Annotated in this window: 9 protein-coding genes and 1 pseudogene; 4 read left to right on the forward strand and 6 right to left on the reverse strand. The window is 31.6% G+C overall.

Going from position 1 to position 12015, the window contains the following annotated elements; genetic code table 11:
- Together CN514_RS19425 and CN514_RS19430 are read right to left on the reverse strand one after the other, a co-directional pair.
- Positions 1 to 485, reverse strand: a pseudogene (locus CN514_RS19425) (hypothetical protein); the annotation flags it as partial.
- A gap of 3 nt (positions 486 to 488) precedes the next feature.
- Positions 489 to 1277, reverse strand: coding sequence for a glycosyltransferase family 2 protein (locus tag CN514_RS19430; RefSeq protein WP_098234018.1), 789 nt, complete (start codon positions 1275 to 1277; stop codon positions 489 to 491).
- Positions 1278 to 1563: 286 nt separating this feature from the next.
- On the opposite strand from CN514_RS19430, the gene CN514_RS19435 reads away from it, so the two are divergent.
- The 3 genes from CN514_RS19435 (at position 1564) to CN514_RS19445 (ending at position 3954) form a co-directional block, all read left to right on the forward strand.
- A complete protein-coding gene (locus CN514_RS19435) occupies positions 1564 to 1779 on the forward strand; it encodes a hypothetical protein (RefSeq protein ID WP_098234019.1) in 216 nt (71 codons plus the stop codon).
- Positions 1780 to 1917: 138 nt separating this feature from the next.
- Positions 1918 to 2754 (forward strand): CgeB family protein, encoded by an 837-nt coding sequence (locus CN514_RS19440; protein ID WP_176525981.1) that lies wholly within the window; start codon positions 1918 to 1920, stop codon positions 2752 to 2754.
- A gap of 426 nt (positions 2755 to 3180) precedes the next feature.
- On the forward strand, positions 3181 to 3954 hold the full coding sequence (locus CN514_RS19445) for a TMEM164 family acyltransferase (protein WP_286141761.1): 774 nt from the start codon (positions 3181 to 3183) through the stop codon (positions 3952 to 3954).
- An 85-nt stretch (positions 3955 to 4039) separates the two neighbouring features.
- On the opposite strand, the gene fabF is transcribed toward CN514_RS19445, so the two are convergent.
- The gene (fabF, locus tag CN514_RS19450) at positions 4040 to 5272 is read right to left on the reverse strand and encodes a beta-ketoacyl-ACP synthase II (RefSeq protein WP_098234022.1); all 1233 of its coding nucleotides are present in this window, start codon (positions 5270 to 5272) and stop codon (positions 4040 to 4042) included.
- A 108-nt stretch (positions 5273 to 5380) separates the two neighbouring features.
- Between fabF and CN514_RS19455 the strand changes: the two genes are divergently transcribed.
- A complete protein-coding gene (locus CN514_RS19455) occupies positions 5381 to 6220 on the forward strand; it encodes a helix-turn-helix transcriptional regulator (protein ID WP_098234023.1) in 840 nt (279 codons plus the stop codon).
- 542 nt (positions 6221 to 6762) lie between these two features.
- On the opposite strand, the gene CN514_RS19460 is transcribed toward CN514_RS19455, so the two are convergent.
- The 3 genes from CN514_RS19460 to CN514_RS19465 form a co-directional block, all read right to left on the reverse strand.
- Positions 6763 to 6948, reverse strand: coding sequence for a hypothetical protein (locus CN514_RS19460; protein ID WP_098234024.1), 186 nt, complete (start codon positions 6946 to 6948; stop codon positions 6763 to 6765).
- 316 nt (positions 6949 to 7264) lie between these two features.
- Positions 7265 to 7393 carry a hypothetical protein gene (locus tag CN514_RS26645; RefSeq protein WP_286141760.1) on the reverse strand — a complete coding sequence of 43 codons (129 nt, stop codon included), beginning with the start codon at positions 7391 to 7393 and terminating at the stop codon, positions 7265 to 7267.
- Between the two features lie 244 nt (positions 7394 to 7637).
- Positions 7638 to 11606 carry a S8 family serine peptidase gene (locus CN514_RS19465; RefSeq protein ID WP_098234025.1) on the reverse strand — a complete coding sequence of 1323 codons (3969 nt, stop codon included), beginning with the start codon at positions 11604 to 11606 and terminating at the stop codon, positions 7638 to 7640.
- Between the last annotated feature and the right edge of the window lie 409 nt (positions 11607 to 12015).

The raw sequence follows: 12015 nt of genomic DNA on the forward strand, positions 1-12015 counted from the left end.
GCCAGATGCTCCTTGAAATTACGAAATATTTCACAAATACGATCGACTAATTTTTTAGAAATTTGACTTGTATCATTTTTAAAATTTCCGATGAATAAATTAGGTATCTCTGAGAAACGATCACTTTTTGAACGAGATAAAATGACCGTTTTTTCTTTATTGAATAATTCATTCATTTTTTTGCCAGTTATCCTAATATAATCTAAGTTTATAAGCACTTTACCGTTTCCAAGATTTTTATTAGTATTTTTGAGGGGATTAAGCAAATCATTAAAAAATGGTTGGATCTGGTTCGATTCAGTGAGGGTAGCATGTTTTAACTGCAAATGGAAATTTTCTTTCTCCATTTCCTTTTTAAGATCTTCGTCTATCTGTTGATAAAAATTTGTCATCATTGCGATTGGAACATCCCGATATTTTAATTCTTTAAATACAGTAATAAATTCGCTATATAGCAACCAATAATTTGAGAGATAAATACTCAAGCTCTATCCCTCCATATTCTTTTGATTTTTTTTCTTAAATCTTATATCTTCTCTCAATTCTTTACATGTTCTTTGTGGAGGTAGCATTTTTATGAACTCATTTTTTTCTTGTTGTGCCAATTGAAAGTGAATCGATTTTTCAGTAATAAAGTTATCATCTAAAATTTCCCTAATTGGATAGAAATCCCAAAAATGATTCAATCTCCAAAAAAATCGTGCATCCCCAATGCGATAAAACGTTGGATCTACATCCCAGTAGGAACCAAATTTTTTTAAAATAATAGGTAATATCGATTTCCGATGCATAATAGAACAATGATCAATTTGGCACGAGGCAATCGATACAATCCCAGTTGATGCTCTTAATTTTGTATTAATGATTTCCTTATTTTCATTTAAAAAATTAACTAAGGATGCTGAATAAGTAACCATCACATTAGGATTTGATTCTAAATAACGAACCATTTTCTCTAATCTATTTTTTCGATAGCAATTATCATCAGTTGCGTACGAGATATATTCCCCCTGTGCTATACTTAAAGCTTGATTTATTAAAACAGCATATCTAATATTCTCAACTCTTTCTTCTAAAGATTTTACCTCGCTTTGATAGAAACGTATTCGATGATCAGTTAGAAAAGGTCTTATTTCTTTTAAAGTAGCTTCATTGGAATTATCATCCATCAATAGTAATTCAAAATCAGAAAATGACTGATTTAAAATAGATTGTATAGATTTCGCAATATATTCTGGCTTGTTATAACTAGTCATTATGATTGAAACCTTCGTCAAAAAATCCCCACCTTTTTTAAAAATACTCTATACTGTATGCTTTGTTTACTATAAAAGTAATAGGAAATAAATACTATATTAGTAAAATTTGAAAGAATGAGCTAAAAAAAGAGTGATTCGTCCCACTTTGTGGAAAACGAATCTCTTTTTTTGACTATTAATTTTGTTTAATATTCTAGTTAAATCTACCAATTAATCTCTCTCATTTGAATAAATAGTAACATTTTAAATTCTATTCATATAATAGTTTTGAATTGAAAAATTATTATAAAGGGGTGGGTAAAAATTGAGTAGTTACCAACACTTAATTGAAAATCTGATAGCAGGACAAGTTATCGTGATCACTACCGATTCAGGTGACACAATTGGACCAGCACAATTCGTTACTTATAATAACCAGACTGGAATTATTATCTTAAAAGAATTCAGCTCTTTATCTCCAAGTGATGAAGTAGTTGTAACCTTAATCGCATCTAAAATTGAATCGATTAGATATCAGTAGCTTATGAAAATCTTTTATATTAATTCTAGTTATATGGGAATCTATTCTCATTTTGATTTATGGATTAAAGAAACAAACTCAGATCAAATTGAAATAATAGACATTCCGATTAGTATAAATCAACAGATGTTTAAAAATATGTTAAAAACCATTCGTCCAGTATTAGTACTAATAATGATTGGAAATAAAAAGCCTAATCATATACTAAAAGTAGTAAAAGAAACCCATATACCACTTGTTGTATGGTTTACAGAAGACCCTTTCTATACCGATGTTAGTTTGGAAGTACTGCCTTATGCAGATTATATACTTTCAATAGACAAATCATCTTGTGAGTTCTATACCAAACTTGGATATAAAAATAGTCATTATTTTCCTTTAGCTAGTAATGAACATATTTTTAAACCTCTCAATTTAGAAAAAGAAATAGACTTGTTATTAATCGGTTATCCTTATCCAAACAGAATTAAATTAATCCAATCGATCATAAATTCTACAAATTATTCAATCTTGCTCATCGGAAAAAGCTGGAATAAATATTTGAAAATTCCAAATCAAAAAAAGAAAAATATACAAATGATCAGTAATTGGATACCCCCTAATGAAGTAAACCTTTTCTATAACAAAGCAAAAATCATTTTAAATCCTCATAGGCAATCTACTTTTATTTTTAATAAAAATAGTAAAAACGTAAAAAATCGTAGTATAAACAATCGATTTTTTGATATTGTTTTAAGTGGTGGATTTCAGTTAATCAATGAAGAAATTGATAGTTTTGTTGATGAAGAAAATGAAAGATTAACAAGATATGTAGATGATCTTCATTGTATTCAATTGATTCAAAAATATATAAATGAGTTTTCTTATAAGGAGGAATTAGTAAAAGAATTACGGATAAAAATTATAGGGAAAAATACATTTTCTTATCGATTAAATACTTTGTTAAAAATACTAGAATATCGTTCTGAATCATAAATGTTAAGATAAGAATTATGAGTTTTATATGATGGGTGTTTCTATGATGGGTGTTCTATGCTTATTAATAATAATTAGCATAAAAACACCCTTTTAATTTATGATTAAACTACTAATGATTGCTTTCCTTTTACAGTACTAAAAATCAGTACGTATTACGGAAATTGATTTGTTACGAAAAAATCCCCTTCGATACCTCAAATAACATTTTTTTGTACAAGTTTAGAGTATATATTACAGGTTCTTTCTAAGAATTTTTTGAATAAATCAATAATAGGTATTGATTACTTGATGTCTTTAGTTTGATCGCTTAATGATACGTTTTTTGCTCAAAACAAATTACAATATAAAGTAATGGGGGTAAATCGCGTTGAAAACAAGTGAATTTTACTACATGAAGGAAAGTATCGTTCAATGACCTTTCAAATGTGGAGTCCATTCCATTTTTTATTTATGGCGAGCCCTTTTCTATTTGTCACTACGTTTTATTTTTTATTTAAGCGCTTTAACAAACAGACTTTACGATTCATTGGAATGGGTTTCTCGCTTATTGGGATTGCTCTTTTAGTTGGTCGTAATTTTGAAATTTTTCACAAAGTGAATCAAATTTCACCTGAAGAAATCCCTTTACAAATTTGTCATTTTGCTAACTTTATTTTATTTTTTGCTTTTTTATATGAAAGTGAATTGCTTTTTTCAATTGCGTTTTGTTTTAATCTCCCTGCTGCTTTAGTAAGCATTATATTTGCTAACGGTCTTTCAAACTATCAATCCCTCCTAACATGGCAAGGAATGGCGTATCTTTGGGGGCATATGCTAATCGTAGGAATTGTATTGTGGGCGTATTTCAATCATATGGTTGTAATTAATTTAAAAATTTTGCGAAAAACAATGTCGCTCATTATTTTATTGTACATTTTATCAATATTTGCAAATAATTTGTTTATGATATGGATGGAGCCCTTTACATCTAATTACTTTTACACAATGGCTCCCGAAAAAGGAACACCATTAGACTATTTTTACAAACTGGGTAAAGAAACAACAACTTTTGGACTTCATTACAATCTAATTTATATACTAATCCTTCTTTTAGTTGGGCTTTTTGTTGTTTTCTTCTTTTATTTAATCTATCTATTTTTGAATTTATTTAAAAACAGTGAAGTGAAGAATCTTAATGAGCAAAATCATATGAATTAGGTAGAGTATCTAAGTCTCTTAAAAATAAAGCCTCTTACTAAAAAGAGGCTTTTAGTGTGTTAATATATGATGATTAGGATCTATCTTAAACGTACTTTTTCAATACAATGGCAGAATTATGACCACCAAAGCCGAATGAGTTTGAAATACCGATGTTTAATTCTTTTTTCCTTGCCCCTTCCGCTACATAGTCTAAATCACAATTAGGATCCGGCTGAGTTAAGTTGATTGTTGGCGGAATAATTCCTTCTTGAAGACTTTTCACTAAAGCTATCGCCTCTACTCCTCCTGCTGCGCCAAGCATATGACCAAGCATTGATTTATTTGATGTAACAGGAATTTTATAAGCGTGTTCGCCAAACAGTTTTTTTATTGCCAGTGTTTCAGATTGATCACCTAATGGGGTACTTGTTGCATGTGCGCTAATGACATCCACATCTTGTATTGCTATTTCAGCTCTATTTAAAGCATTTCTCATAGCTAAAAACGCTCCTCGTCCTTCTGGGTGAGTTGCAACCATATGATATGCATCTGAACTTGCTCCATAACCAATGATCTCACATAAGATGGGAGCATTTCTTTTTACTGCGTGTTCCAATGATTCTAACACTAAAATCCCCGCACCTTCACTCATTACAAATCCATCTCTATTTGCATCAAAAGGTCGACTTGATGAGGTAGGTTCAGTATTAATGGACAATGCCTTAGCGTTACCAAAACTCGCTAAAGATAATTGCGTTATAGCTGCCTCTGTACCACCCGCAAAAATAATATCCGCTTCTCCGTTACGAATTGTATTGAATGCCTCTCCAATAGCTGAATTTCCTATAGAGCATGCGGTTACTGGTGATAAAGATGGACCAAGCGCACCTAATCTTATACTAATTTGAGCTGCTGCCGCATTTGATATCATCATCGGTACTAAACTTGGACTTACTCTCCCAGGTCCTCTCTCATTTAATAAATTTACATTTTCGATAAAGGTATTTATCCCACCAATTCCTGATCCTACATATACTCCTAATCGTTCAAGATCGATTTTTTCTAATTGTAATTGTGAGCTTTCGAAAGCTTGTTCAGCAGCTGCTAAGGCAAATTGACAAAAACGATCTAATTTTCTTGCTTCCTTTCTTCCCCATCTTTCTTCGGCATCAAAGTCACGAACAATTCCTGCTACTTTCGTTTTAATATTTGATACATCAATTGTATCAATAGCGGTGATACCTGATTTTCCGTTAATTAAGTTATTCCAAACTGTATCTACATCATTTCCTAGAGGCGAGATAACACCCATACCTGTAATAACTATTCTTCTCATCATAAGTTCTCCAATCGTTTTTTCTTTATTTTAACGCGTATTTATCCTATTACAAGTTGTAGTTTATCCTAGTATAATTTATACTACGTTCAGAAGGGAGTTTATAAGATGAATCGAGAAACCCGACTTCAAGCACTGTCAGAATTTCTAAAAACGCAGCGGTCTAAAATAAATCCGCAAATGGTTGGATTACCAGTTGGAACCCGTAGAAGAACTCCGGGGCTACGTAGAGAAGAGGTTGCTCATTTAGCAGGAGTAAGTACAACATGGTATACGTGGCTAGAACAAGGAAGAGATATAACCGTTTCTAATTCCGTATTAGATGCCATTTCAGATGCATTACAATTAAATAAGGATGAGCGAAATTATTTATATGCACTTGCATTACCAGAAGCTGAAAAACGCTCATTTTCAAATGATGAAGTAACAGTTATTAGTCCAGCCTTGACTAAAATATTAAATGAACTTCGGAACTGTCCGATTATTATTTCAGACCGAAGATGCCATATCGTTGGATGGAATCCTGCAGCAGCACACGTATTTTTAGATTTCGAACAAATTCCAAAAGAGGAACGAAATCTTATTCAATTACTCTTCTCTAGAAAAGAATTTAAAAGTTTAGCAGTGAATTGGGAGCATTTTGTGAAAGGTTTCTTAGCAATTTTTCGCACTTATTACGGACAATATGTGGGCGATCAATGGTATACTTCCTTTATTAATGAAATGGAACAAAATTTCCCAGAATTTCATGAACTCTGGAATGAGAGCGAAGTAAGTTCGGCCCCAGATGTATTAATAGAGTTTCGACACGCAAAAGCAGGAAAAATGCTCTTTAACTTAACTTCCTTACAAGTTCAAGGAAACATTGATTTAAGATGTAGTGTTTACACTCCTGTTGAAAATACAAATACAGAATCTAAGTTAAGAAAACTGATGGATAATGAGTAACTTTTTAAATGTGCAAATGCAGGCAACCATGCAATTTAGACTGTTGTAAACATGGGGTTGTTTATTAGTGTTTAACTTGATGATTGTTATATTTCTCATGGAGCACATATGAGGTACTAAATTACTTATTTTTGCATTTTTACTTACTCATGAAGCTCTTATGAGGTACTACTTTTCTTAATTACATATTTTTACTTACTCATGAAGCTCTTATGAGGTACTACTTTTCTTATTTTTGCTTTTTTACTTACTCATGAAGCTCCTATGAGGTTACTTATTTTTGCATTTTTACTTACTCATGAAGCGCTTATGAGGTACTACTTTTCTTATTTACGTATTTTTACTTACTCATGAAGCGCTTATGAGGTACTAAACTACTTATCTTTGCCTTTTTACTTACTCATGAAGCGCTTATGAGGTACTAAACTACTTAACTTTGCCTTTTTACTTACTCATAAAGCATTTATTATAATGGAAGATGTTAAAAATAGTCATTGAAGTAATTAAAAAACAAAAAAAGGGTAACTAATTTAGTCACCCTTTTACTTTAATATGCTTTCATTATCTGGAGTTCCGTATTCTGCTTTGCGACGAAGAACAACAATTCCTCTTTCAGTTTTACCATTAAAATCAGCAAGTCCCTTTTGGCCAATACCTTTCTCAACTTTTGGATAGTAATCTTTCTTAAATTCCTTTTTAGCATCATTTAAGTTGATATACCTAGTCATACAGAAACACCTCCAAAAAGTTCATTTATTGTTTTCATTAATCTTTTATTTCTTCCTAAAAGGAAGTCTTTTTCATCTTCAGTTAAATCGATTGATTTATACTCTTCACTAGAAAAAGTGACAGTTAGTACCATACTATTTTAAATAGGATAGCATATTAAGTATGTATTGTAATATTCACTTTTTTTAATGAAAATAATTTCGCTATTTAGATAACTATCAATCACAAAGATTGGCTCATCAACAATACCTTCATTTACACCAAAATGATAAAAATCGATTCTAGATTTTTTTACCGGCAACATGTTTTAAACCGTCAGACCCTTCTACTTACCATACACCTACATGTGGCTTCCGTATCCCTTTTTAGTCCTTCAAATACGGCTTCAACATAATGAATAGCTTCCGCTGATGAACCAATAAACACTCTTGGTTTCCTCTCCATAAATCCTAGATCCTCCACATTTCATTCACAATAATTAGGCTGGCCAACGGAATGACCAATGTATTTTTGCTTAATTTTACCAAATGTAATGATAAAACGTCTATATTATTCAAAATATTTCACGAAATTTGTTACCTTTTTATTTCCTTTCGTAAAGGTAATTAAACTAGTCTAAATTCGAAAAAAAATCCCGATTTACTCAAAAGAGCAATCAGGATTTTTTGTTTTGCAAATGCTTCGCTTATTATTTAACTAAAGAAAACTGAGTTAATTTAAACGAATCAACATTTATTAACTTGTTTGTTGCCGCACTAGATTTTGTACCAGTAGCAACAATTTTAATAGTGTGAGCTTTATTTGCTAGATTTTGTATATCGAATACAATTACTTTATATTTACGGCTTAAAGAGTAAAGGTCAATTTGCTTTATTTTTTTACCATCAATATAAACATCTGCTCTACCCATATTCTTATCTTTTAAAGCAAATAAAGTTATACCCGTACCACTAAAATTGTATTGAAGCGATCCAGTAGATCCTTTTGTTTGATTAATCGTGCCACCAGAAGCGCTCGAATAATTTAACTTACTCCAAGTTCCAGAGTATTTAACATTGGAATCATTGTTCTCTACTGATTTAGTTGTTTGAACTGAAATATTTATACTATATTGGCCAGAGCCTTTTACATTAGAAGGAACAGAAGGAACGATATAGTACATTCCAGTTTTTGTTGGTTTAAAGACAATTTTTTCAGTAGACGTAGTACTAGCAGACTTTTTCAATTCTTTCGTACCATAAATAGTTGATGTACCAATGTTGTATAATGAAAGATCAAAGTTTGTATTAGTTGGACCTGTTAACGTAATTTCATATGTTTTGCCTGCTACTAAATTTTTAGCCCAAACATCTTTAAAGTCATTTGCGTCAGTATTCAGACTTCCTTTTGCAGTACCTGTTATATATATTCTTCCTTTAATATCATCATCGTTTACGTAATTAATTGATGTTGAATAAGGTGTCTCAGTTTTATCCAGTGTATTAATTACCACAACATAGTTGTATGTTTTTCCAGGCGACATCGCAGTTGTATCTGTAAAAGTTGTTGTAGTAATAGGTGTTTTATTTATTTGTACATAATCATTTTGTGACGACTCTTTGCGGTAAATATTATATGATTCTGCCCATTTTGGAGCAGTCCATGAAATAACTGGATATTTCTTTGCAGTATCAAATGATGTTTTTAATGAAATAGGATTATCTTTTACAATAAATTTATCCAAATTGATTCCTGTAGCAGATTTTCTTGCCACTGGATCACTTTTTCCAGTCCAAACAATTCTTATAGAGTGATTGCCATAAGTTGTAAAATCATATTTTAATAAACTTTGTTTTGATTTTAACCTACTATTATAAAGAGATTCAGATGCAATTTTATTGCCGTCTATATAGACATCGGCAATTCCTTGTGTTGGATCTTTAAAACCTTGCCATTCAATGCTAGACCCAACAAATGAGAAATTAACTTCACCTCTAGAATTAAGTACTCCTGCCATTTCTTGAGAGAATTCTGGATTAAATGCTGGCATCCAATCTCCATCTAAAGTCACTGAATCAGAATCATCTTCATACGATCCACCGAAATTACCAGAATAAAGTTTATAGTTTCCTGAACCATTGTAGTCGTAGACATTTACAAAATAGATTCCAGTTCTAGGAGCGATAAAGTTTAACTTTTCTTTAGATGAATTGATGTTCTCTGAGTACGCAACCATACCATTCTTATTATTTACACTAGATGCGGATTCATTATACACATACAGGTCAAAATCGCTTCCTGCTTGCCCATTTAATGAGAATGTGATGCCTTGGCCTTCTTTTAATGAAATTGCATAAACATCGTTTTTGTCATTTTTAGAATCTAGACTTCCATTTAATACACTTTTATCTAATGGAATACCTGGTGTATCATTGTCATCAAAGTTATCTAGACTTGATGATTTAACAATATTTCCAGTGCCTACAAGACCTTTTAGTGAATCTAATTTCGTTCCTTTTGCACTTGTATATAGCTTAAGCATCTCTGGTGACATGTTCGGATGTAACCCTAATAAAATAGCAGCAGCACCCGTAGTATGCGGAGTTGCCATAGATGTTCCACTATAATAATCATATGCTTGTGAATAATCAGAAACATATTTAGAATTAATGACTGTTTTTTGGACATCATTCGAAGTTACATAATCAGCGATGTAGTAGGGTAAATCATATCGGTTAACATCAAACTTAGTATTTTCATAGATTCCACCAGATAGACCTTCAACATTCAAACTTGGTCCCATATCTGAATAAACATTTAAATGTAAAGAATCCTTTACAAATGATGATTTTTCTTGGCCTATTAAAGCGTTAACACCTGATAATAATAATTTACCGCCACTTGTAAGATAATTTTTTAACAATTCTGTATCTGATTTAGTTAAAGCAGTACCATCTTCAGAGTTAAATCCAATACCGTTTCCTGTAAACCAAACTACAGCATCGTATTGTGACAAATCAGAACTGTTCATTGATAAAGACGATTCAGAACTGATCGTAACCGTATTTACCGAAGAATACTTAGACAACAGATTTTTATATGTTGGTAAGTAGTTTTTAAAGATTTTAGAAAGTTCAGGAATAAAATCTTTTAACAAGTCTGCAAGATCACTTTCATCATCTTGAACTAATAAAATTTTCTTATTCGTATCTGTTAAATCTAAATAACTTAATGCTTTATCAAAAGCATCCTGTCTTTGTTTTTCAGATATCTTTTCATAACCAATGCCATCAAAGATCGCTTTGTAATTGTCTCCGGCAATTTGAGCTGATGCTCCAGCTTGATCAATTTTTAAAGCTTTTGTAATTTCATCGATTGGGTATTTAGGGACTGAACTGATAATGTCAACACCAGGAGCAGCAACATCAACAGATTCCACACCATAATTTGAGAAAGGCGCTAAGTTTCCTTTGTTATCAACTGCAGCAACAGATAAGATATTAGAACTTTCAAAGCTAGCAGGATAAGCCCCTTCTTCATCATTATCCATTCCGTCATTACCCGCAGCAGCTACAAATAAGCTATTAGAATTTGCAATTGCTTCTTCAAGTAATGGATCGTATTCTCCGCCACCCCAGCTGTTATTTGTAATTTTAACGCCCATACTTTTAGCGTACTCGATTGCTTCGATCGCATCTGCAGATGTTCCTCCATCAGGACCGATGAACTTTAACGGTAAAATTTTCACGTTAGGAGCAACACCTACAACACCTTTATTATCTTTTAAATTTGGCCCTTCTAAAGCTGCAGCAATTGTTCCGGATACATGAGTACCATGTTCATCTCCATCAAGTGCATCGTAAACAGTGTTATCATCGTTATAAAAATCCCAGCCATTTACATCATCAACATAACCGTTATGGTCATCATCAATACCATTACCAGGAATTTCCTTTGTATTTGTCCAAATTTTCCCTTTTAAATCAGGGTGATTAATATCTACACCCGTGTCGATTACACCAACTACGACTTGCGCTTCAGGTTTCGCAAGCTTTGAACTAAAATTGGTCCAGCTTTCAGGTGCGTCTACATCAATATTCTCTTTTCCTACACTGTCATTGATGGTTTGTCCGGTATTATTAAGTCCCCATAATTGATCATAATAGTCATTAGCATTATTGAAATCAGAAGCGTAATATTTGTAGTTCGGTTGAACAGATTCAACGTTTGGATCCTTTTTTAGTTTCGTTATGTATTCTGTAGTACTTTCACCTGTTGGAATTTTTACTAACTCAGCGTTTAAATTCTTTAATTTTTTTGAAGACTTTAAAGAATACTTTTTCTGAAGTGTAGTGATTTCACCTGTAGTCACTTTCTTTTTATATTTAACGATTAATTCACCTGTTTGTTCATTATGTTTCGTTACTGATTGTTTATTTTTTAATTTATCTCTTAATTTTGTTTCAATTTTAGATTCTGCCTTCTTAGGGAGTACTTTGCCACTTACTTTTGGTACTTCCTTCATTTGGCTTTTTCTAAGGTTTTTACCAGAGTTTGCCTGATTAGCTACTGTACTATTGGCTCCTGTTACTGAAGCAGCTTGAACTGTTCCAGAATAAATACTTGAAAATAATAGGATTGTTGATACAGGTAAAGCTAAATAATTTTTTTTCTTCATTGTTGAGCCCCTTTTTTAATAGATTCAAAGATAATTAACTAGACAAACATATGTAACAACTAAACATTAATCCATTCATTTAAATGAAAAATTGGAATTATTAAATGAATGAAAACAAATGGATTAATCTTTATATGAAGTTACATCAGTTCCAAATCAAATCTGTCAAGCTCCTCCTTTCTCTTGGAATTATTTTCTAGTAAACACTCAATAATACCTTTTAGATTACTCAAAAATAGAACTTTTGGATTTGATAATATATATTTCCGATAATTTTCAAGGTCTATTTACCTGCAAACCTAATTTACGAAACTAGCGTTTTTACTCATTTTCAATAGAATAAGAGATGTAATTGTAACAAATTCTTATTAATTGTAAGGTATTTAAAACAAAATTAATATACAATTAC

This window comes from Bacillus sp. AFS001701 (assembly GCF_002559405.1).
In the GTDB taxonomy this organism is placed as follows: domain Bacteria; phylum Bacillota; class Bacilli; order Bacillales; family Bacillaceae_G; genus Gottfriedia.

Bases quoted from the DNA above. Each gene is read 5' to 3' on its own strand.
- CN514_RS19465 (WP_098234025.1), bottom strand. From the start codon at position 11,606: ATGAAGAAAAAAAATTATTTAGCTTTACCTGTATCAACAATCCTATTA.
- CN514_RS19445 (WP_286141761.1), top strand. From the start codon at position 3,181: ATGTGGAGTCCATTCCATTTTTTATTTATGGCGAGCCCTTTTCTATTT.
- CN514_RS26645 (WP_286141760.1), bottom strand. From the start codon at position 7,393: ATGGAGAGGAAACCAAGAGTGTTTATTGGTTCATCAGCGGAAGCTATT.
- fabF (WP_098234022.1), bottom strand. From the start codon at position 5,272: ATGAGAAGAATAGTTATTACAGGTATGGGTGTTATCTCGCCTCTAGGA.
- CN514_RS19455 (WP_098234023.1), top strand. From the start codon at position 5,381: ATGAATCGAGAAACCCGACTTCAAGCACTGTCAGAATTTCTAAAAACG.
- CN514_RS19460 (WP_098234024.1), bottom strand. From the start codon at position 6,948: ATGACTAGGTATATCAACTTAAATGATGCTAAAAAGGAATTTAAGAAA.
- CN514_RS19440 (WP_176525981.1), top strand. From the start codon at position 1,918: ATGTTAAAAACCATTCGTCCAGTATTAGTACTAATAATGATTGGAAAT.